Here is a 21,895-nt window from a genome sequence, read left to right on the forward strand (position 1 = left end):
CAAGGCCGCGGTCAAACAGGGGCTCACAGGCGTTCTCATACGGTTCCCACGTAACTATCAAATGCGGTCACGAGATGCTGGATCGCCTGTTCGAGGTCATCTGCCGGCGTTTCAAAAGACTGATTCAGTTGCATCGCTTCCCTCGACGTCAGGGCTTCCAGCAGTGTGGCGGTCATCTCATCGTAGCGATTGGCCCTTTCCCGGTCATGTGCGTCCGGTTCCCCGCTCCGAAGGACTTCGATCACCGCGGCGGCGCCGCAAACCACCCGCACCGCGACGGTCAGGTTCCGCAGTTGTTCGAGCCGCGCAGATCGCCGCTGGCCCTCCAGGAGCATACGTTCTCTCGCAACTTCAAGCCGTGAGCTGGCGAGACCGGCTTCGCGTTGGAGGCGATCGAGGGTGGCGGTCGATCCTCCAGCCATCCGAAGCGCGGCGGACGCGAATGCCATGTTGGCCGAAATCGCGGCTGAGATCACGGCATTCAGCGCGTTACTCTCCTTCTGCGGCCAGAGAAGAAAGCTCGCCGCCACGCCTACGCAGGCACCGACGAATTCATTGGTAAGACGAGCGACAATCAATCCCTCCGTCGGATGGATGAAATCCGACATCAGCATGAACATCGGCGTCAGGAAGACAACGAACAGACCGTAGTTCACCAACCTCAATGCGACGGTCACCGCGGCGAGCGGCAAGATTGCCAATGTCACCGCAACCGGACCGGACAGACTCGTCAGAAGAACAGCGGCGATCGTTGCGCCGATGAGGGTGCCGCATGCACGCTCCAGCACGCGCAACCATGTATTGGCGGAAACCGGTTGGGTCACGACGATTGCAGCGATCACGCCCCAGTATGCAAACGTGACACTCAGCGATGTGCCGATCATGAAAGCGAGCACCGATGCGACAGCCACCCTCAGCGCATGGTCCCAGACCAGCCTTTCAATCTTGACCGCGCGAGCGGCGGCAGGCGCGGGCGTCTCGGGGTCCATTGCGAGCGCGTGTCGCCCGTCCGCGAGCCGAGCGATGGCCCTTGCCGCAAAGGCAACGGCGCTTGCCGTTTGGTCCGTCCGTTCAGCCGTCTGCCGCAACAATGCGTGTGCTTGCGCTATCAGCGTATCGGGAATGGGCAGTTCTTGCTGTGCCTGCGCGGCCACGCTTTGCAGCAACTGTCGCAGGCCCTGGAGCAATTGCCGCGATCCATCGTCGTCGGCAATCGCTGCGTTGCGTCGGGCATGACCGATTGCGATCAGCGTGGAAAACACCCTGCCCGCGGCATCGACGCCCGGCCCGAGATCAGGGCCGTTGCGAACATCATGCGCCGCCAATGCCCTGCCGCGCTCGATCGACATGCGCACCCCGCGGCGATAAACGGTATCGAACTCGGTCCAGCCCTGCACATCCATTCCAGGCCGCGAATCCAGCGACTCCAAAAAACCGGCCATGTCCTCGAGCCTGCCGAAGATCGTCGCGAGCGTGAAGCCCGCGGACTGTGGGAACGGGACGGGCCAGAGGAAGATGCAAAACAGCATGGTCCAGGCTGACCCGAGCAGAAAATAGCCGCCATGAGCGAGTGCAGCGGCAAGCGGCTCGGGCGACGCAATTCCGATCACGACCGCGAGCGAGGCAATCAACCCCGCCTGCGCCGGCATAGGCCCGAGCGAGGGCTTGTAGGAGCGTGTCAGTCCACAAAGGAAGACCAGGACAAACAGGGTGACAATGCTGACGGCATAGCCCCAATGCGCGGCATAGGACGCCAGCGGCATGACGACAACGCCCATGGCCGTGAAGATGGCCATCGCCTTCAGGCGCTGTGACCTGGCCCCTTGCGGATCGCAGAGACAGTTCCAGAACGCCGCGACGGCTCCGAAAGCGATATCCGAACGACCGAGAATCGCCGCGGCACAGAGCATCGGCGCCATCGCAAGCGCAGCGTGTATCCCTTCCGCAATCCCGATGCGCTCGGGCGTTATGGCGAAGACATGACCTTCAGCCCGCAAGGTCCGACGGCTTACCAGGGATACGAGCTTACCTATTATTGTCATCGCACCTTTGCTGCTCACGAACGTTGATTGCTGGACGACAAGGCCCCAGGCCGTACCGGATAAACAACTCGTCGCCAGCGCGATGTCGCACACCGCTTCAACAAACACGCGCCCGTTCTCTTCCACGGCTTCGCAATTTGCGTCGCATGCTTGGTTCAGCCAGCGTGCGCTGTTGCCACCCTGCGCGCCGTCGATCACGCGCCCGTTCGAGAGTCCGAACAGGAACGTATGGCCGGGCTTCCCAGTACGCTTATAGCGGCTCGCCGCTCGCCGCCAGGCTCGCCGCTCGCCGCCAACTGGTCACTTCGCCCTTGTATTCGAGGATCCGTTCGCCAGCGGCGAGCGCTCGTAGCGCGAACACGCCGCTGCCGTGGACCGGCGAACGCCGGACTATCACACGTCTCATATCATCTCGGTTAGTCATTGAACGGCGGAAGTATACGCATCCAATAGTCGGCGCAGTCTCCGCACGCTCATATGTTCCGTTGCTCCTTAACCGGTACGTCAAAAAATCGTGTGCAGAGCGTACAGCGGAAAAGGCGCCGCTTGAGCATCTGCGCGGATTGCGTCCGGGTTCGCTTGAAGCCATGCGGCATTGCGGGCGCTTCCTGATGGCAATGCGGACACGCCAGCATCGGCCAGGGCGCTTTCAGGCCGAGTTTGACCCGCTGTTCACGATGTCCGGACGGGTCGAGCACGATCAGCCATTGCCGGAATCGCTTGACCCACGCCTTCACGATTTCCGGTGAGGTGTTCAACTCCGCCGCGGCATGCGCGAGTGGTCGATGTTGCGACAGCCACGGCAGAAAGTTGAACAGCATGTCGCGCCGGAGCATGTTCGCCATCGGCGTACGCGTCGCACGCGAAATATCGCGTACACGCGCGGCACTGGAAGGTCGGCAACGCCGTCGGGGTGCGCGGCCGACTCGACAGGTGCGTGTTGACGCCCTCGCAGTGCGGACACGCTGGAGGCTCAATGTTCTGCGAGAAGACCTTGCCGATTTCGTCGGCAAGAAAGGCCGTGAGTTCGCGATCCTCGATATGACGACGCGGCAACGGGCTGTTTGCGCGCAGTGGCTGGCTGAAGTCGAAACGATTTGCGTGCGGGGCTGGAACGGACGGCGCGGTAACTGATGCAGGCGCGGCGCGAGCGGGAATTTTCAGGATCGCGTGCTCGGCGCTCGCGAGCGCGGGCGCGACTTGCCCTGCTCGCGTGCGGCGTGCGACGGCAGTCAGCGCAAGATCCTTGACGACGCGTACCGTGATGTCCGCACCCTCCACGCCGGGGGCAATCGACCAGGTGCGGCTGCAGTGCGGACATAGGGCGCAGCGCCGCGTGTCCGGGCCGAAGCCGCCATTCCGAAGCTGCCCACTGTAGCCGCAGTGCGGGCATGTCCCGGTTGGCTGGTATTTGACACCAAGCCGCACGCGCGAGGTCCATCGGTCATCCGGATCATGCTGCGCGATCAGCTCGCGAAAGCGCATCAGCCAGTTCGACAGGGCCGTGTAATCGACGCGGAGTCGACGCGAGGCTTCCTCGAGCGGAATCGGCTGGGACAGCAGCCGGATGAAGGCGGGCATTTTCACGGCAAACCGCAGCCGCGCGAGAGGCGTCCCGGTTAGGCGCGAGTAGGTCCGCTTGCACGCGCGGCACCGGAAAAACGGTAATGCATGATGGCGATTCGGCCGGTTCTGCACCCGCGTGTTGCCACTCTTGCAGGCCGGGCACGGTGGCACGGGTGTCGTCTCTCGCGAGTACAACTCGTCCCAGATTCCGGTTACGAACGTTGTTAACAACGGATCGTCCTCGTCGCTGTACGCGCGGCCCGCAGCATGCGTGACCGGTAGCGTCGCGTCGAACTCGGGGATCAACGTTTGCGTTGGACTGCACGCGGTCGAGCCGCGGTGGTCCTTGTGCTCCGTGTGCTTACGTTTATGCGTGCGCGTCATGTTCGCTGTTCAAAGCTTCCTGCGGGGGTTTGATACTCTGGTGATGGCAGCTCTGGCACCAGTCACCCGCCAGCACGCCCTCCAGGCTGGCGAGCCATGTATGACCGGCCGCGCGGCGCCACCGTAGTTTTTCCCTGGTGCTCTCGTATTGGGTCGACAGGCACTGGCCACCCTTTGCCGCCGCGAGCGCACGCGCCTCCTCAAGCGAGTGAATCGTTGCGCGCTCATAGGCGCAAGCCTGGCACCAGCTACCCACGCGCAGCATGTGAATCAGCATCGGGAACCGGTGTCCCGCTGCGCACTCGAACTCGAGCGGCACCTTGCAGCCCTCATACGCGGCCGAGACGCATTGCCCACCCCACGCCCGCGCGAGTTTGCGGATCGCGGCGAAGGCCCGCTCACGATAGTCGGGCGCGCCGCTTCCGCCCGGTCCGGGCAGGCCGTCCCGTGCACGTTGTACGCGCTGTCTCGTGCCTGCGGGAACCCGCTCTGACCATACCGCAGTCGCGATCGGTCGGGTCCGCCGGGCTGTCGACTTCGCCCGACCTCCCGATCCGGTTTCGTGTTCACGGGCGAGCCGGGTGTCAACATCCAGCTGGTCGAGTTCCTGCTGCAGTTCGCGAAGCGTCTTCATCGGGCCGCCCCGTCATGCAAACACGTTGGGCACAGACACTTCCGGACGTCGTGTCATTCCGGCTAGTCCTTCTGGCGATCACCGGATGCGACCAGTTCCTGATCCATCAGCGTGAGCTTCAGCGGGGCATCGGCAGACAGCTTCTTCTTTACGATCACGTATTTCCAGCCATCGCCGTTGCCAGGATTGCGATAGAACGCGACGATCGCCACGTACTTCGTGTCTGCCTGCATGGGCTGAGACAGGCTGACCGACGCGCCCGGATTGACGACGGCTGCCATACTGGCCTGCAGGTCCTGCGCGAGTACGGTCCTGTCGTTCTTCAGCAGATCGTCGTAGGACACGCCGTCAAACAGCTTTCGATCCTTGAGCTGATAGACGCGGACCGCGAGTGACGTCGAACGGCCCGCGTCATCCGGATTCAGCTCGGCACGCGCGGTCAGGTCGACGTCAAGCACCTTGACCTGCCTGAAAAACACCGAGTGATACGCGCTGGAAGTCGTATCAGATACGGACTGCCAGGCGCCGCATGCGGAGAGCAGCAGACCTGACGCGAGGGCGGCCACGGTTAAACGTAAAGGCATGGTTTCTCCAGATTCAGGCTGCGCGCGGAACCCGATGCGGGTTCGGTCCGGGCGTGGGAAAGACTTCGTAGACGCCGAGCGCGATGGTGATGGTGCGTTCCTCATCCGAGGGCAACACGACGGTCCATCCAAGGCGCGGCGACGGACCAGCCGCAACCAAGCCGACCGACGGCGCGGGCGCGAGACGCGACGACACCTCCATGCGCAGGTGTACGTCGGCCTTCGTGCCCACATACAGGCGGATGAACGCCATCAGCTCGCGATGCAGCCATGCGCCGGGTAGCAGGTCGTGCGCCTGCTGGCCGCCCGAAGGGCGCAGCGTTACCCGCACGGCGCGACTGCGATACTCGAGGCGGTTGCCGAGCACATAGCCCCCGCCAAGTCCGCGGCGCTTGCTGTCTTCCTGAGCGCCGGCGAGCCTGCCTGACGATGTGAGGGGTTGCGGCTGTCCTGCGCGCCTGAGCGTCGGCCAGAACTCGTCGACACGCACCTCGACACCGGGCACCGCCAGCGCCACCACACCGGCGAGTCCCTCGGGCGTGCGCGTGCGCTGGACCATCAGACCCAACAGCGCGAGCACGCGTGAATCCGGCAGACCCGACCGGGCCGGCTTCTCGCCCCATCCGAAGCCGGCGAGGCACAGGAGGTTGCGCGACTGCGCATCGGTGCCGCCCGCCTGGAAACTTTCCGGGTAGCGGTACTTCTTCCAGGCGCGGTACAGCAGCGCCACGTAGCGGTGGTTGAACTGGTCGAGAAACGCTTCGACGGCTTCATGTCCTTCCTCGCGCAGGACGATCTCATCGATCATGTGCGATGGCACCGCGGCGTCGACGCCATACAGGCCCAGGAAGGTCGTGCGCACGGTCGGCGGCGCATCGGGACCGAATGTGTCCGACCCGTCATCGAATTCGACCGCGGCGATCTCACCGGCCGGGAACCCCAGCCGCGGCCTCGGCCGGAACCTCACCGGCTCGTGCCCCGGCGTGTCTCGCGTGCCGAAGCCGGGTTGATCGGGTACACGCACTTCGAGCAGCCTGCATAGCTGCATGAAATTCATCTTCGGCGCGCGCGCAAGCAATGACGCCACGAGCGGTTCAAGATTCGGCAACTCGCGTGGTCTCATAGGGGAGCACGCTGCGCCTTGCTGCGCGGCCAGTCGGTACGGGTTTGCGAAGGCAGGCTCACGATCGCGAGCTTCGTGAACAGGTTGATCTCCGCATACAGCCCGAAGAACCGGTGCAGCAGTTCGCCGAACAGCATCACGTCTCCCTCGCCCGCGAACGCGTGCGAATCGAGCGTGACTTCGATCAGTACGCCCCGCTCGACCGAGCCGCCCGACACCTCCTCGAGCAGTTCCTCCGACACATGCAGGATGCCGGCCAGGCGTCGGCGGTTCAGCTCGTCGTTGGTCCAGTCGTAGAGCGCCAGTGCGCCCCGCAGCACTTCCGCGTCCATCATCGACAGGAAGTTCGGCGCAAGATGCGACAGTACTCTCCACTGGAAACGATCGCCGGTCGGCGGGTAGAGCGGCAGCGTTGGCGCCACCAGGTTACGTACACCCGCGACATTGGGCGTGCTTGCGGCCAGTTCGTCAATGCTGGCCTCGCGCAGACCCTTGCGCGGCAGCATGCCGTTCGTGCCGGTTACGCGCAGCGATACGCTCTCCTCGGGCAGATCCTCCATCGTCTCCCACGCGTGGCCGCCGAGGATCACCCACGTTTCGTGCAGACCGGTCACGCCCGGCCGCACGCGGGTGTGGAAATACCGTTCGGGCGCTTCATGGCGCAGCATGCCGCCGCGATGCCGGAAGGTGGCGAACGGCACATACTCGTAGCGCTCAGCCGTCACATGGTCGAATGATTCGATCGCGTCGACCGAATAGGTTTCGACATGTTCGCCCTGGTGCCCGGCCGGGACGACCCGGTACTCCGTTTCGTGGTGATCGATCACGATCGGCGCGGCATCAAGCTCGAACAGGTTGATGACCGGCGTGCAGAAGAGCCGCACGTTCTCCGCGCTGAAACGCTGGTCGGACGGATACGCCCGCTTGAGCGCGATCTCCAGTTCGAAGCGCGTTGTGCTCGACGGCAGCTTCGTCACATCGAGTCCGCACAGGTCGACAAAGAGGAATTTCTCGCGGAAAGTAAAGTATTCGAGGAGCATCTGGTAGCCCGAAAACGACGCCTCGGCTTTGGGCCATAACCGCTCTTCGGTCGAAAATCCGGCCGGTTCCATCGTCACGCCGGCCAGCGGCAGCACCTCGCCATCACGCACTTCGGGGATCCGCCATGCAACTGAATCAACCTGGCGGGTCAGCGCAAGATGCATCGCGAATGCGGTCGGCAGATCCGCGTTCAGATACAGGCGCACACGGGACAGGTCCGTCGCTTCGCGTCGCGCAGACTGGTCCAGATGGAATCCGAGGCGGATCACCGAGCGGCCGTCATGTCGCACGGTAGGGCCCGCATGCGTGAGGCGCAGCGGCTGCAGCGTAACGTCCTGCGTGGTCCGGTAGAGGCACTGCACAGTCCTGGGCGTGGTGCCCTCGGCGCCCGCTGCCGGCGGCACGGCGATGGATGCGGAACGCACCGGCACGCCGGCAGGCACGTTTTCCGTCTTCTGCAGTGTCTCGGCCAGCGGGATCAGCTCGACGACCGACAGCGACGGCATCATGCGCAGGTAGTGTGGCCACAGCAGGCTCACGAGACCTTCCGTCAGTTCGGGCAGTTCGTCGTCGAGCTTCTGCTGCAGGCGCCCCGTCAGGAACGCGAAGCCTTCGTGCAGGCGCTCGACATAAGGATCGCGCTCTCCGACGCGATCGAGGTTGAGCATGCGCGCCCGGTCGGGATGCGCTTTCGCGAACTCCTTGCCGGACTCGCGCAGATAGCGCATCTCGGCTTCGTAGTAGCGCAGGATCGGATCGTCGTTTTCCATGGTGTTCTCTTGTTTTCGTTCTCTTATGACAGCGTCAGCGCACGGGATGGGTCGAGCACAGTCAGCTCGTCGCGCAACTGACCGATGCGGTGCGCGAGCGCCGGCTTGTCCGCGTCCTTGCGGCTGCTTGCGGCTTTCAGCGCACGCATCAACTGGTGCTTGACCTCGAAGATGAGCGCCGGCTCCCAGCGCATCAGCGGCAACCAGCGGGCAGCAGCATCGAGTTCGGTCAGCAGCGCCATCGCCGTATCGGCGCGGCCCGCATGATCGGCGAGTCGCGCCATCACGAGCCGCTGCAGGTAGCGCTGGCGTTCCGTCCGGATGCCAGGCAGTGCTTCGAGCCATGCGAAGGCTGCCTCGATACCGTCGCCGGCCACCATGTCGCGCGCCTGCGCTTCGATCTCGGGCCAGTCGCCAGCAGCACCATCGTCGCTGTCAGCGGATACGGACAGTGGTGCAACGCTTTCGCCCGCCTCGAGATCACGCACGACCGCGTGGCGGGCGATCCATTCGAGCGTCGCGTCGTCGGCGAACGGCGTGCCGTCGTTGAACGCGAGCCGCTCGATACCGGGCAACCTTTCGAGGAACAGCGCGAAGTCGGCGCGCAGCAGTTCCCGCCACGTGCTGTAGGGCACACCGACGTGGTCGAGCGCGACGTGCTGGAAGTACTGCAGGTCGAACCAGAGGTGGTTCACGCCCTCCATGTACGCCCCTTCGACGCGCTCCAGCAGTTCGTGCCACTGCTTCTGCAGCACGAGCCGTTTCATCTGCTGGCGAAGTTCGCCGCGAGGCGGCACGAGGCGCGTGCGTGCGCTCGCATCCGCTGGCGGCACCTCGTGCAGCGTGTCCCAGCGGATGCTACGCACGAGCCGCACGGAAGGCAGGTAGCCATTTTCCTGATCGCGCAGCCACGTTGCCATCGTGCGCGCCTGGTCAAGCAGATCACGCGTGGAGGCGATCGCGCTGGATGCTGAAGGGGACCCCGCCACGGCGAACGGCGCGGTCGAGTCGGGTTCCGCGCTGCGTGCCGGATCGTCGCTGCGCTCGAAACGGGACACGAGGGGGCGCAGGTTCGGACGGGCCGCTTCTGGCCACACCCCGGTGCGGGTCACAAGCAGATCGAGCGCGGCGATAGCACGTTCGAGATCGGCCGGCGCGAACTCGCCGCGGCTCTCCAGCAGGTCGATCATGCGGGTGGTGGCCAGCATATCGAGCGCGCCCTTCTTCGCCTCGGCGCGTGCGGGCAGCAGCGCCTCGCCGAACCGCTCCACCAGCGCGGCCGCAAGCTCCAGACCGTCCGCGAAGCCAGCCGTCCCATCCTGGCGCAGTCGCGCGAACGCGTAATACCCCACCACCCGCAGATCCTTGCCGGTTTCCTTCGTGAGCTGCTCGCAGGAGCGGACGATCAGGCCGTCATCAATGCCGGAGAGCCTGTTCGCCTCGTCCTTCAGTTCGAAGAACGCATCCTCGTAGCCCGGATCGCGGCCCACACCGTGGTCGCCTGGTAACGGGTGTAGCCAGGCGTCCCACGCATCGAGACGCGCGCGCACCAGTTGCTCCGCATCACGCGACGGAAAGAGACTCTTGAGCAGACCGGACAGCATTTATTCGACCTCCGGCATCGCGCCATGCGGCAGCGGCATCGCCGCGTGTTTCGCTGCTGCGATTGCCGACGGCGGCAGGGGCGGCGGATTGACGGCCGAGAGCTTCGGTCCGCCTTTCGCTGCGCTGGTCACGAAGATCCGCGTCGGCAGCGTGAAGTGGCGCAGTTCGAGCACGTCGAGCGGCCCCTTGCCGGCCTCACTGCGCAATTGCACACGCAAGGGAATGCCCTGACTCTGATCCGGCGTCCACGACAGCAGATAGCGCGCACTGTCCTGCGGCGTGACCGTGGCGTGCTCGAACAGGCGGATCAGCCCGAAGCGGCCCTGAGCGTCGAGCCCCGAGCGCAAGCCGCCCTGCTCAGTCTGCCACTCGATATGCGAGAGATTCTCCAGCGAGTCGCCGGGCCAGATAAACGGCGTCCACTCTTCCTTCTGGTTGAAGTAGTGCAACTCGCGGCCCGACAGCGCGAACTTCATGTCGGTTACGCCTGGTGTCGGCACCGCGCGTAGCTCATAGCGCACATGCGCGTCGCCGGATGGAAACAGCACGGTCGCCACGCGGGTGAGCCTGTTGAGGTCCGCGAGGAAGCCCGGATCCAGTGTGAGCGCGCCGTGATTCGCCCCTTGGGCGGCGACCCATCGGTCGCCCTGACGCTCGACGATACCGGCCAGTTGCGTCGTGACGAACCCGGTGATGACGCCGCTGTCCGGACGCATGAAGCGCGCCATCTCGGGCAGGGAAGCATCGTTATCCGAATCGGCGAATGGATAGCGGCCGCCGAACGTCCGGTTCCAGTCCGCGACAATCGCCGTGCGCCAGATGTCGTTCAGGCTCGCCGCGGCCGGCTGCACCACGACCTGCCAGGTCTGGTCGAGCGGTGCCTGAAAGAGATCGCCGAAGCCTGCCCATTGCTCGCCGAGGCTCGCAGCCAGACGGCTCGCGTAATCCCGGCTGTCGGCGATATCAGACGTCTTGCCCTGCAGCACCGATTGTGCGGCCGAGCGGGCCATCGCGTCCGCGTCGGCACTGTCGACCATCTGCTGTGCCTTCAGCCGCATCGCGCTCACCCGTTCGAGATAACGCGCGAGGCTCAGGTCGCCCGTGGCCGCCAGCTGGGAGGCGGCCTTCGCGTTTGCGGGAGCGCCCGAAGCCAGGGAAGCCAGGTCGCCGCCCGTCAGGCGCAGGACCGGTCCGAAGGCCGCGGCCAGCGGTGCCAGTTGCGGCTGGGTCTGCTTCGACGGATCTTTCTCGTCGGCGCCGACAAGCTGCTGCGCCTTGCTGATCAGGGTGTCGGACAGCGATTGCGTCGCGGCGCCCGCGCCTGCCTGATAAACCACTGCGTTCATCAGGGCAACAAGCGGCGAGCGCTGCGGATCGCTGAGCAGCGTCAGCTGGTCAACCGTGCCTGACAACGTCGGGGCGGGTTGCCAGCGCAGGCTGTTGAGAAACAGCTCCCAGGCCCGCGCGTAGTCGTCAAAATAGCGCTGACGCAGTTCGGCTTTCAGCGAGCCGATCGACGGCGCGCTCGCGTGGACGTCTGAGAGCACCCAGTCGCCGGTCAGGTTGCGCTGCTCGCTCGCGTCGTCGATCGCTTTCGAGATCCGCTCGTCCCACGCAGTGCGCGTGAACACGCCCGGTACGGTCACCGCGGTATTGAAAAGCCCCTTGCTGCTCGTATCGCCGAGCAGCGTCGCGAGCGACACAGGCGGATATTTCGGCTTCGCGTCGTCGAGGATCTGCTGGTAGATCGCGTCAGTCGAGTTCTGGATGCCGCGCACGCCGATGATGGTCTGACGGGCCGTGGCCACCAGTGCGCCATCCGGAACGATCGCGAGCGACGAGTCCCCGGCGGGTCCACGGCGCCCCAGGTGACTCGCAAAGAACGCGATTGCATGCTGGCGCAGGTCTTCCCACGTGCCGGACGTGAGCTGGGAACGGGCCGGGCGCGCTGGCACGGCCGTGGTGATCAGCTGCGGGGTCAGGAATGCGGCAACCGCGCGGTCCGGCCTCGCGAGCATCAGGTAGGTCTTGAGTGTGTCGTAGGCGGCCTGGACCTGCGCGTTGCCGCCGCTGGCGATTTCCGCATCCGAGAGCGAGGCGAGCTGGTGCAGGCGCTCCTCCAGTTTCAGACGGATCGGTGCGACGAGAATGCGGCTGACGGCGTTCTCATAACCGGGCCAGGCGGCAGTCAACAGCGCATCGTCGTGGTTCAGACCGAAGCGTGTAGTCCACGGTGCGCCGTCGCGCTGACGGACTTCAAGCGTATCGAGCTGTTTGTCCAGGTTATCGAGTGCGAGTGCCCCCTGCGTGCGGTCCTGCGTCGTCGACAGTTTCGTGAGCGTGTCAGTGGCCGTCTGGATCGTCGTGCGGTTCATCATGCCCGACAGCATCGTGCCGGCGACCCAGCATCCAATGAGCGCCGTCGTCATCCACGCGGCCGTGGTCGACAATGAGAAGCCAACACGGCGGCCGTGAATCTTGCGGCTGTGGTCGGCGACCGTTTGCCAGATCGTCCTTTGCTGCGGCGGTAGGGGGTCACTGTCTTCAGCGCCAAGAGCTGGAACGGGTGCAGTTTCTTCCCGCTCCTTGAACAGCGGAGCAAACAGCAGCCCGTGGACCGCATTGCGCCAAAGGCGTGACGCCCTGGTCTGCATCACAAGGTCCGACAATGCTGCGCGGAGTTCCGAAATGTGTCGCGACAGCTCGGCCGGGTACCGGTCGTTCGCGTCCTGCGTGAGGCGCACGACTCCAGCGTCGGCAAGATTTTCGGAGAGTCCGCGCAGCGACGCTTCGACCTCGTCGGGACGCGTGCGCTCATTCGCCCAGGTGAAACCGATCGCCTCGTCTGGTCCGGACTGTTCGCCACCAAAGTCGGTGACGTTCAGCAGGTACGCGGGCGCAGCCCAGCGCAGCGCGCGGGCGTGACGTGCGAGCCGCTGGGCAATGCCCTCCGCGTCGAACGGCGTATTCGCTGAACCGCGGTTTCGCGTCAGGGCTACGATCGCGTCAACAGGGCGTCGCCGACGCAGACGACGGATCTGGTCGAGCCATCCGGTATCGAGCTTGTCAGTTGTCTGCTTCGCATAGAGCAGCACGGTATCGCCGGTGATCGCATAGCCGGTGTCGGCGAGCCCGGGCGCAAGACGCTTGACGAGCGGCTCGTCGCCAGCGACCACGACCCAGCGGTCGCGATAACGCCAGCTCCAGCCGTGACGCTCGCGAAGCGCATCGCGCAGCATAACGATCTTGTCCGGTGTTGGGACGTGCGCGAACGCCGGGCCTTCGTTGGCACCTTGCGCCTGCTTCTGCGAATCGTAGCGTGCCAACCACCGCATCGCACGCATTGAAGCAATCCAGAGTAAGACGGCCTCAAAGTACTTTACGAACATCAACGCCAGGAGCAGCCCCGAGAGCAGACATAGTTCGATGATGATCCGTGTCTGAAGCGACCATCCGCGCGCCGGGCCCTCCATCCAGACGGCCAGACCCAACGCAACGAAAAGGATGCCAATCCCGATGCCAACGAAGAGCGCTACCGGCTCAGACTTTTGTTCATTCATGTTTGATTTCTGCACACGAGCGCGATCAGGTCGCCGCCGTCCGGTGTAAGTACGAGCTGCGGGTCGCCGGTCCGCGCCGCGAGTTCAGCCGCGAGAGCGGTTGCAAGCCATCCGCCCGTCGCCCCACAGTCCCCGACCGTCGTTTTCAGGTCGATCTTTGATCTTTGTCCGTCGAGTTGGGACGCCGACTTTATTGCTACCTCTAGCTCGGGCGAAAGTCCGTGACTCCAGACAGTCTTGACGCGTGTCGACGCCGCTTTCCCCCAACGCATGGCATGTCCGAGTGTCTCTCCAACAGTATCGACCGGGCCCCGTGCTGGACGATGCAGGAGCAGGGGCGGGTTTCCTGTCATTGTTTTGGCAAGGCTCGGGTGCCCCAATAGCAGCGCGACGCCCGCCTCCGCGACTCCGTCCTGCAAGCGCTCGCTGACCGCATTGCGCAATCGAACTGCAACGAGCAGGTGAACAACCTGCGGCCTCATGAGGTCGAACCACGCGTCCGCTTGAAACACCGACGAAGGCGCGGGGGGAGGCGTCATCGTCACACGTAGAGACGGCGATTTCGCGGAAACAAGCTGCGGCAGCAGGGCACGCACGTCAGTGTCCTCAAGTACGGAATGCAGGCTCGATTCGACCTGGAGCGTGGTGCGCGCCGGAAGGGCCATTAGTTGCGGCGCCAGGCTGTCGATCAATCGGACCAGAAGCCAATTGCAGACTGCTTGATGGCGAGCGTGTTCCGTTAGTTCGTTTCCCGCATGGAATTGCTGATCCGGGAGTTCTAGCCAACGAGCACTCACGTCGGTGTTTGGCTCGGCCCGGCTCGCCCGAGGGCGCAACACCAGGCTGCCGTCCACCAGCCCCTCGATACCGTTCTCGTCGTGATCGGAGGAGAAACACCACGCATGGCCCAGCAACGCCAGCGGCTCGCTGGCAAGGGCATGGCACTTTTCGGTTTCGTGGTCGCTGACGCGATTTGCCGCGATTGCTCCACTCCGTCGTGCGTATAAATATCCAAGGCGACAGCACAGCAAAAACGCCCATGCAAGCATCGGATAGCCGACGACACAGAACCAGAACCAAACAGTGTTTGTCGGTCGGCCTTTCGGCCACAGAAAAATCGTCAGCGCGGCGCCCAGGCACAGGACGACGCCGAGGAGCACTAGCCAAACGGTTTTCGAGAGCTGCGGCGGCGCAGGTACCGCAATCCGCGGCGGTATGCGAGCAAAGTCAATCGGCATCTGGCTATCGGACCGTCGCCCCATCGGACACAGCGATGAGGACACTTCCGCACTGGGTCTTGTCCCCATCACGCGAAAGCGGCGTGCCAGCATCCTTGATGCCGCCTCCCCCTTCCACGATTTCGTTGTCGCCGTGAATCGGGCAAGACACCAGGTCGCCCACGCGTGCGGCGCGACGACCCTTGACCTTGATACGGTCCGAGCCGGTAAGGATCTTCCCGCCGTGACTTGTGCTGTCACCTTCGTATGCTAATTTTTTCATTTCAATTCCTGTTCAAGTTAGCCGGATCAATGCGCCGCGTTAGCATCGTCGTTTCTCTACGGTTGTGGACGCCACTGGCGCAGTGCGTCTGATAACTTCAGACGCGTCCGGTCACGAGCCGAGACCGGACGCACGGTATGGTCCGAGTCGTTTTGCTTCACTGGGCCGTTGCTTGTATCGATGTCCAACCGAATGAATCGTCGTAGCGCCTTCGCCCACACAACTACCTATTGAGACTCAATATTCGGCCTCACTCGTCATAATCATGACGCCCGCCATTCACCATCTCATTGACGGCATGGACATTTTCAACACCTGAAATCTGATTCAAGTTGTTACGCGACCAAAAGACAAAGGCAAACCCCACTCCATACCTCACGAGTCATTCCCGATGCTTTTAACCATAAGCTGATCAACACGTCAGCATTATCATTCCAACGAAACCGCCTGAATCCATTTTTCGATGAAAGGTCCATTCGATTGCCTGTACTCGATTTTCACCCAGTCTGCTCCAGACTTATCAAGCACCCTTACTCGGTCCCCCTTCACTAGGTACGTCCGCGTTTGAGTGGATAAACTAGGTCCGTCATACAGACGCGCTTTATCAACTGATATTGTCAAGCCTTGAGACTGGGCAGAAGAATTTCCCTTCACTCCTAGTTTCTTGTCAATGTATCTGGCATCAGAGAAATTTCCGTCCTTTATTAGTTGACGAGCCATCGCAGCGTAAGCATCAAGATTGTCGGCTGCCGGTGGTTGACAGGCCATCAAGTTGGTGATGCCTAAATTCGAAACCAAAGCATTATTTAGTGTATAACGAAAGCTCTTCGCGTTTGCCGCCAGATATTCGTGCCATACAATGTTCACATTCTGGAATTGATAATCGAGCATTGCTTTGCTGGAATCACCATCATAACCAGGCACCACCCACAAATCTTTCCTTTGGTCCCAGCTACCACCGCATAAATCGCCGGACTGAACACTCACGATGCATCCCGTACCCACGTCCAAAACCGGGCAATACTGCCTTGTTTCAGGTTCTGGTTTCCCTTTCGGACCAGGATCGACAATGCCTGCTCTGAGAATATCGAGAACAGCGTATCGCCCAGAAGGCGAAATTTGAGGTGCATACGAGTCTTGAAATATTACGCCGCCGACTGTAAATGCTTCCATCGGGAAGAGATCAACCTGCTCACCCGTTACGCCGCGGTATGTCGCTTTCGTCCAACCAGATCCGAATTCCTCCTGTGATTTTCCTTTAAGCGGAGCGGAAAACATAAGAGCGGATCGATTCGAAAAGTCAATGCGATTCTCCTTTGCAACGCTTGTCGTTGCAATGAAGGTCAAGCATAGCAGTGCGAATACACGCTTACGGGAATTCTTCGTCATCAATTTATCCCTCATCATGCCAATCTTCCTTTGATAGCAGAATACCTTGCTGGCGAAACTGATACGCCATTGACCATTGCCATGGAACGACCGGGCTCGTAAATCTCCGGAATTTCACGCTCGTACGTGCTTTGGTTCCGGCCCCAATCATTCGGATTTCGCGAGACGCTAGGGTGGTTCACGTAAAATCGATCAAGAGCGAAGTCTCTTGCTCGACGTCGCAACGGGATCACTTATAGCCCCACTCAAGAATCTGGCGTCTCACCGCAAGTGCATTCTTATACTTGTAGGTTACTAAGTGTCCTTCGCGTGTGCCATCGAAGCCAACGCCAAACCGCTTGGTCAAATCCGTATCCTGATGCAACTGCGGCGACTTTCCGTCTTTCTCTATCCGTTCGTCGTAAGCAAATACCTGGTATATGCTTCCACCGGTAGCCAGAGCTGAACTGTCTGCGCTCCAGGCCACTATTACAAAGAGCTTCTTCGGCTTTCGTCCAGTCACAAATACACTCTTGACATCGGGTGTCACTCCCCCCTCTGGCTCATAGTAGTCGACGCGAATGGGTCCTTTTTCGCGAACACCAGTTATGTAGGCCCCTATCCCATCCCCATCGGGAGTCTTTTCTGGTCGAAACTCGATGTTCACCTGACCGCCCAGAAATGAAATGCGATAGCTTTCCTCTTCCGCCGCACTTGACGTACTGCACCAGAAAAAGAGGAGGCTAAAGATAACGAGAAGCGTACGGACGATGTTCGTCAAAGGGTATTTTGACATTATTAGTTAATCTCACTAAAAATTTCGGCATTCCAAATGGCGTGAAAGTTGTTTTTGCGCGCGCCGTAGCTATCTGTATGGAGATTGATGACTGCCGTAATCTGATCAACTACGCCGTCGGCGTGTCCTGTGTCCGCTATCGCCGGCAGACGATTGTGAATCCAAAAATAGATTGCCGAACGCACCGCATAGCGCATTTCGGCTACCAAGTCAGGATTCTCAATAAAATTGACATCATCGTCTCCCCACAACGAAGGATAGAAGTTATGGAAGCTAGTGTAGTTGCCCTTCCCGGTAAGTTGCTTTAATCCTCTTCCCCTATACCGCCAACCATCGCCACTCACCACAGAACCGTTTCCGATTTTGTTTGCATAGGCTCGGTTTGCAATAGGTTCGGGCTGAGCTGGATGGGATGCCGTTTTTCCGTACAACTCAGCTTCATCCGGATGCGAGGCGAAATACGAAAATTTTTGGGACAGAATGAACGATCGGTAGTTGAGGTTCTCCGACGTATTAAGACTGGTGCCTGCCTCCTGCCGGATCTGGGCGAAGAAGTGCGACAATCGAAGTCTCGAATCGAGCTTGTAGTCGCCAAGGCGGGGATTAAGTTCGTTGACTACGACTTGCAACTGATTAGTCGATGCCTCCGTAAAGATTCGCTGGAGCATCGCAACGGTGATCTTGCCGGGTTGACGAGCAAAATTCCCCACCAACCCGATCGGATGGATATGAAATACATCCGACGTGGGGAAGCCAGTCAAGCCGGCCTTGACCTCATCCCACCAGACCAGCTTTTCGATCCGTTTCTGTTCCTCGGCGTGTTCGGCCCGAGGGCCAGTGCGTGCCTCGATCGCGGCAATCAACTGCTTCCATTTGTCAGGATTAGCCCACTCGCTCTCGTGCTGAATGATCAGCCTTGACATACGCAGCGCATTCCACGGGTCGTTCGCCGCGTTGCGCAGATCATTGGCCGCTTGCGTCTGGTCGCCAGCCAGATGCAACGCCTGATAAATCGACGTCATGAGCGGGCTGAGCTTGTCCAGCGAACCCGGGTTCGGCACATCCGCATTGGTCGTATAGTCGACGAACCCTTGCGTGGTCGCGAACATCGTATGCGTGGGATCATGTTCGTCGTCCAGAGGCTGAAAGTCCACCCACTTCTGCGCAAACTCCCGCGTGACCCGGCCGCCCGTAAAGCTCTGTTCCCGCACCCATCCGTCGATTGGCTGGTGGCGAACATCCGCGCTGTCCACCTTCCACCAGTGCCGCTTCTGACCGTCGCTCCCCGCCGCTGTCTCCATGAACTGACGGTCCGCGTCCGCCTTTGCAAGCGCCGCGAGCGGAAAAACCTCGATCACACCAGTCTGGTTGGGCTCAGCACCTTCCTGGTTGGGCTGCTTGTACAACGTGGTCTGGCTGGCGATCCGCAGGATTGTCGGGTCGGCAGGCAGTTCCAGCTGCTGCCAGGCGCTTAAATGTCCGCCGTTATCTTTGATCCAGTCACTTCCCTTGTCGATAAACGACTTGACGCTGCCGTCGCAGAAGACCTCGATGTGCACCATGCGGTTGCCCGAAGTCTGCTGGGACAATGAATCGTAGCGCCCAAGATGGCCGATCAGTTCTCCCGCCTTGATCTGGACCATTTCTGCAGGATCGGACAGCACGATCACCTTGTCCAGCGAGGAATCAGGCATCACCTCCTTCGCGACGGGGCCACCGTTTTCCACGCCAAGAAAGATCCATCCGTTCACCAACGCGGAGGGCTGCACGAAACCACCCGCGACCGGTGGATATGGGGTTACGCCACTCGCATCCTTGATCTTCCCCCAGCCGCCCTCGCGCTTTCCAATGCTCACCTGCGCCCCCTGCGGAAGGATGCCAAGCACGGTGCCATGCGGCTTCGATACCCGAACCCGCAGCCCCTGCTGGTCAGCCAGCGCCGACTGGCCGCCCGCTCCAGCGGTGGGACGGTCCTGCGCGTGAGTGGTCACCTCGAACCGTGTTGTCCAGTACTTCGGCCTGGGAAGGGACGGGTCACTTTCGTAGTCAGCGAAATCCTGCAGGTGGGCGTACAGGCTGTAAAAAGTCAGTTTCTGATCTTTCGGAAACTCCATCGAATGACGCACCAGCGCGAAGCCTGTGCTGTACGGCGCGCTGATCGCAGGGTTGCCGTTCTGCGCGGGGATTTCGCTCACCGGGTAAGTGTGGTTGACGCGCCACGCAACCATTTCGCCGTCGGCAATGCAGCGCACCCCGCTTTTCAGATCCAGCGAAGCACCAGCGCCAGCCTCGGTCACATGGATTCCACCGTGCCACATGCCCTTGCCGCTGACCGAATAGGCGCCTGATGGCTCCTGGCTCAGCAGTTTGTGAAACTCATGCTCATCGGTGAAGTCAGCCGACGCCGCGCCGGTGCCCTGTCCTTTCTTGCGAAACGGAAAGGCAAAAGGAAGCTGCTTCACGGGAGTGCTGGGCGGATTCTGCGGAGTCGTATTTGCCATGATTGTGCTTATTCAGAAAACCCGAAGTTCATGTTTCCCTTGACATCTTTCAGGGGGCTGCCAGACCAGTTGGGAAAGGTGAAATCGCCCTTCGCCGGGCCGTCGACATCCAGACCACCCTTGACCTGTACTTCACTCGGGCTCACTATTTCGATCTTTCCATTTGCGATTTTCAGATACGCGCCCGCTCCATCGCCCAAGGTGATGCCCTTCGAACCGGTAATGATCACTTCGCCTGTTGACGAGCTGACTGCAATGTTGGTAAGCGCCATCAATTCCATCGCGTCGCCTTGGGCCTGAATCTGCACCTTGCCTTTGGCCGCAAAAATCCGGATTCCAAGCTTCGCGGCAAACAGCGAAATCGCCTCGCCTGCTGCTGCCGTGATGCGCTTGAGCACACCAATATCGAGCCCTTCGCCGGCTGTGACGAACATCTGCTTGCCGGCGGCCAGCTGCATGTGCTGACCACTCGCAACACCGATGCCTTCAGGTGCGCTCGCGACAATCACCGGCTTCTGCAGTTTCGCGAGCTGTTGTTCAACGAGCGTACGTTGCTGATCGACTGCGGCGAGCCACGCCTGCGCGGCGCTCGCCGAATCATTGAGGGAGCGCAGGATTTCCTCGGCCTGCTGAAGCGTGGTATCCGCGTTGGGCATCGCGAGCTGCTCGCCCGAAGCACCCGGCTGCGCCTCGGCGCTGAGCAAAATTCCCTTCGCCGCACGCGCCGAAAGATGTCCATCCGTCCGCAATTCCGCACCCTGCCCGCGTTCCTTGCTATCGGCGTCGACCATGTGGCCAAGGTTCAGCTCACTGGTCTGGTACGGCGTCGTCAGGTGGCTATGCTCGACACCTTCCTTGTCTTCGATTCGCCACTCCGTACCACCTGCGGTACGAACAATGTTCCGGGTGTTGTTGAGGTTATTGACGAGGTCGGGATGCAGACTGTCGTGCATCGAACCAATGATGACGGGCCGATTTGGATCCCCCGCCGTATGGATGATGGCCACCTCCGCCCCATCGATCAGCGGAAAATGGTGGCCGTAATTGTCGCCGCTGTATGGCTTCGCGAGGCGCACCGGCCGGCTGGTGCCACCCGGGCTCCACTCGTCGAGATCAAACGGCAGCTTGATCACGTACCAGCCCTGCTCGGTCAGGTACGCGTATTTGTATCCGCCCGGCGACGTAATACGCGCCGGCAGGATACCGTCGATCACCGGTCTCCTGATCGTATCGAGCGACGTGCGCCACACCCGGTCGGCCGGGATCGCCGTGAGCGTATTGGTGTAGGACTGGCTGCGGCCACCGCTGGATTCCACCGACGTGATAAAAAGCCCATGCGGCGCATCGACTGGGTTCTGGTCGAGCCGTACGACCTCGCCAGCCTCGATGGCGAATGCGTTGCCCGTTGCCTTGTAGGTGATCTGTGTTGCGAGATACGCTTCATGCCGCAGCCGTGCGATGCGCCGCCCTTCTTCAGGCGTCTCGTAATGTTCGCCCCAGCGATAGTCAACCGCGTTGGTCGTCTTGTCGTCGCGTGCGGCGTTTTCCTCGACGAGCAATGACACATCGGCCTGCCGGTGGTTATAGTCGTGCAGGCGGACAGCTTCCGGGACACGCTGCGTATATCGCTCAAGTGTCTTGATCGCATCTACGCCGACGCTTTCCAGCCCGGAGTGAAGCCGGAACGGCACAATGCGCTGATTGCGGGCATACGCGTCCAGGTCATCGCCGAAGACAATGACGGCGTGATCGCGCTTCTGCTCGAAGCGGAACCAGATGCCTTCCTCCGCGCAGATCCGCTGGATGAAGGCAAACGTCGTTTCCTCGCACTGTGTGATGTACTCGTGCCGCTTGTATTTCGCACGCAGCTTGAACTCGAAATCGACGCCCGCGCGGAAACTATAGTGGCGCAGCGTATCGGTAATGATTTCTTCGACCGACTGCTTCTGGAACAGCCGGCTCGTGACGCCGCGATTGAGGTCGGCGAGCTTCGGCTCCATCACGACCTTGTAGCGCGTCTCGTCAGCCGAAGTCCCGAGTTCATCGAACTTCGTGATAATGCCGTGGACTGTGTGTGCAGGCGGCATCTTGCTGAACTGCCCAGCGTTCTCGCCGAACATCTTGCGCAGATAGTCCATGTTCGGGTCGATCGGATCGATGATGAACTTCGCCGGGCGCCCCAGCACCTGATCCATCGGAATTCCGGCCATCGGGCTCGTGAATTCGATCTCGTACCGGTAAAGCTCGCTGAGCGCGTCGCGCCCGCTGAACTTCAGGATCGAGAACGGCGCCGGGTGCGGCGCCAGTTTCAATTCATAGGCCTGGGAAGGCAAAACCATCGACATTTTCGAAAGACCCCTTGAACACGCGTCACATCGCAAAGGACAGCGCCGGGGCGCATGTTTCAGCGCCCCGGCGGGG

The 21,895-nt window shown here is 61.6% G+C and carries 15 protein-coding genes and 1 pseudogene; all 16 read right to left on the reverse strand.

The window, feature by feature from the left end:
• Nucleotides 1–35 precede the first annotated feature (35 nt).
• The 16 genes and pseudogenes from HDG33_RS38050 to HDG33_RS16360 all read right to left on the reverse strand — a co-directional run bounded on the left by HDG33_RS38050 (nucleotide 36) and on the right by HDG33_RS16360 (nucleotide 21,819).
• Complete coding sequence (locus HDG33_RS38050) at nucleotides 36–2,042, reverse strand: FUSC family protein (RefSeq protein WP_311548325.1); 2,007 nt, start codon at nucleotides 2,040–2,042, stop codon at nucleotides 36–38.
• A pseudogene (locus tag HDG33_RS16295) lies at nucleotides 2,026–2,448 on the reverse strand (SET domain-containing protein). The gene HDG33_RS38050 and the pseudogene HDG33_RS16295 overlap by 17 nt, the downstream one beginning before the upstream one ends.
• Nucleotides 2,449–2,515: 67 nt before the next feature.
• Nucleotides 2,516–2,800 (reverse strand): DUF746 domain-containing protein, encoded by a 285-nt coding sequence (locus HDG33_RS38240; RefSeq protein WP_409259026.1) that lies wholly within the window; start codon nucleotides 2,798–2,800, stop codon nucleotides 2,516–2,518.
• Complete coding sequence (locus HDG33_RS16300) at nucleotides 2,715–3,914, reverse strand: DUF746 domain-containing protein (RefSeq protein ID WP_184030267.1); 1,200 nt, start codon at nucleotides 3,912–3,914, stop codon at nucleotides 2,715–2,717. Before HDG33_RS16300 ends, HDG33_RS38240 begins: the two co-directional genes overlap by 86 nt.
• A gap of 61 nt (nucleotides 3,915–3,975) precedes the next feature.
• Nucleotides 3,976–4,626, reverse strand: coding sequence for a hypothetical protein (locus HDG33_RS16305; protein WP_184030270.1), 651 nt, complete (start codon nucleotides 4,624–4,626; stop codon nucleotides 3,976–3,978).
• Between the two features lie 62 nt (nucleotides 4,627–4,688).
• Nucleotides 4,689–5,210, reverse strand: a complete 522-nt coding sequence (tssJ, locus tag HDG33_RS16310) for a type VI secretion system lipoprotein TssJ (RefSeq protein WP_184030273.1) — start codon at nucleotides 5,208–5,210, stop codon at nucleotides 4,689–4,691.
• A gap of 13 nt (nucleotides 5,211–5,223) precedes the next feature.
• A complete protein-coding gene (gene tssG, locus HDG33_RS16315) occupies nucleotides 5,224–6,333 on the reverse strand; it encodes a type VI secretion system baseplate subunit TssG (RefSeq protein ID WP_184030276.1) in 1,110 nt (369 codons plus the stop codon).
• Entirely contained in the window at nucleotides 6,330–8,144 is a 1,815-nt protein-coding gene (gene tssF / locus HDG33_RS16320; RefSeq protein ID WP_184030292.1) for a type VI secretion system baseplate subunit TssF, read from the reverse strand. Before tssF ends, tssG begins: the two co-directional genes overlap by 4 nt.
• 23 nt (nucleotides 8,145–8,167) lie before the next feature.
• Nucleotides 8,168–9,748, reverse strand: a complete 1,581-nt coding sequence (tssA, locus tag HDG33_RS16325) for a type VI secretion system protein TssA (protein ID WP_184030307.1) — start codon at nucleotides 9,746–9,748, stop codon at nucleotides 8,168–8,170.
• Entirely contained in the window at nucleotides 9,749–13,309 is a 3,561-nt protein-coding gene (locus HDG33_RS16330; protein WP_184030310.1) for an ImcF-related family protein, read from the reverse strand. It lies immediately after the preceding gene.
• Nucleotides 13,306–14,547, reverse strand: coding sequence for a hypothetical protein (locus tag HDG33_RS16335; RefSeq protein ID WP_184030313.1), 1,242 nt, complete (start codon nucleotides 14,545–14,547; stop codon nucleotides 13,306–13,308). The genes HDG33_RS16330 and HDG33_RS16335 overlap by 4 nt, the downstream gene beginning before the upstream one ends.
• A 4-nt stretch (nucleotides 14,548–14,551) precedes the next feature.
• Nucleotides 14,552–14,809: a PAAR domain-containing protein gene (locus HDG33_RS16340; protein WP_121324170.1), complete on the reverse strand. Its 258-nt coding sequence runs from the start codon at nucleotides 14,807–14,809 to the stop codon at nucleotides 14,552–14,554.
• Between the two features lie 429 nt (nucleotides 14,810–15,238).
• Entirely contained in the window at nucleotides 15,239–16,216 is a 978-nt protein-coding gene (locus HDG33_RS16345) for an SH3 domain-containing protein (RefSeq protein WP_184030316.1), read from the reverse strand.
• A 211-nt stretch (nucleotides 16,217–16,427) separates the two neighbouring features.
• Nucleotides 16,428–16,958 (reverse strand): hypothetical protein, encoded by a 531-nt coding sequence (locus HDG33_RS16350; protein ID WP_184030319.1) that lies wholly within the window; start codon nucleotides 16,956–16,958, stop codon nucleotides 16,428–16,430.
• A gap of 17 nt (nucleotides 16,959–16,975) precedes the next feature.
• Entirely contained in the window at nucleotides 16,976–19,474 is a 2,499-nt protein-coding gene (locus HDG33_RS16355) for a chitinase (RefSeq protein ID WP_184030322.1), read from the reverse strand.
• 8 nt (nucleotides 19,475–19,482) lie between these two features.
• A complete protein-coding gene (locus tag HDG33_RS16360) occupies nucleotides 19,483–21,819 on the reverse strand; it encodes a type VI secretion system Vgr family protein (RefSeq protein ID WP_184030325.1) in 2,337 nt (778 codons plus the stop codon).
• Nucleotides 21,820–21,895 lie beyond the last annotated feature (76 nt).

It is taken from the genome of Paraburkholderia sp. Cpub6 (genome assembly GCF_014201065.1).
GTDB lineage: Bacteria > Pseudomonadota > Gammaproteobacteria > Burkholderiales > Burkholderiaceae > Paraburkholderia > Paraburkholderia tuberum.

Bases quoted from the DNA above. Each gene is read 5' to 3' on its own strand.
- HDG33_RS16345 (WP_184030316.1), bottom strand. From the start codon at position 16,216: ATGATGAGGGATAAATTGATGACGAAGAATTCCCGTAAGCGTGTATTC.
- tssJ (WP_184030273.1), bottom strand. From the start codon at position 5,210: ATGCCTTTACGTTTAACCGTGGCCGCCCTCGCGTCAGGTCTGCTGCTC.
- HDG33_RS16360 (WP_184030325.1), bottom strand. From the start codon at position 21,819: ATGTCGATGGTTTTGCCTTCCCAGGCCTATGAATTGAAACTGGCGCCG.
- tssF (WP_184030292.1), bottom strand. From the start codon at position 8,144: ATGGAAAACGACGATCCGATCCTGCGCTACTACGAAGCCGAGATGCGC.
- tssG (WP_184030276.1), bottom strand. From the start codon at position 6,333: ATGAGACCACGCGAGTTGCCGAATCTTGAACCGCTCGTGGCGTCATTG.
- HDG33_RS16335 (WP_184030313.1), bottom strand. From the start codon at position 14,547: ATGCCGATTGACTTTGCTCGCATACCGCCGCGGATTGCGGTACCTGCG.
- HDG33_RS16305 (WP_184030270.1), bottom strand. From the start codon at position 4,626: ATGAAGACGCTTCGCGAACTGCAGCAGGAACTCGACCAGCTGGATGTT.
- HDG33_RS38050 (WP_311548325.1), bottom strand. From the start codon at position 2,042: ATGACAATAATAGGTAAGCTCGTATCCCTGGTAAGCCGTCGGACCTTG.
- HDG33_RS16340 (WP_121324170.1), bottom strand. From the start codon at position 14,809: ATGAAAAAATTAGCATACGAAGGTGACAGCACAAGTCACGGCGGGAAG.
- HDG33_RS16330 (WP_184030310.1), bottom strand. From the start codon at position 13,309: ATGAATGAACAAAAGTCTGAGCCGGTAGCGCTCTTCGTTGGCATCGGG.
- tssA (WP_184030307.1), bottom strand. From the start codon at position 9,748: ATGCTGTCCGGTCTGCTCAAGAGTCTCTTTCCGTCGCGTGATGCGGAG.
- HDG33_RS16355 (WP_184030322.1), bottom strand. From the start codon at position 19,474: ATGGCAAATACGACTCCGCAGAATCCGCCCAGCACTCCCGTGAAGCAG.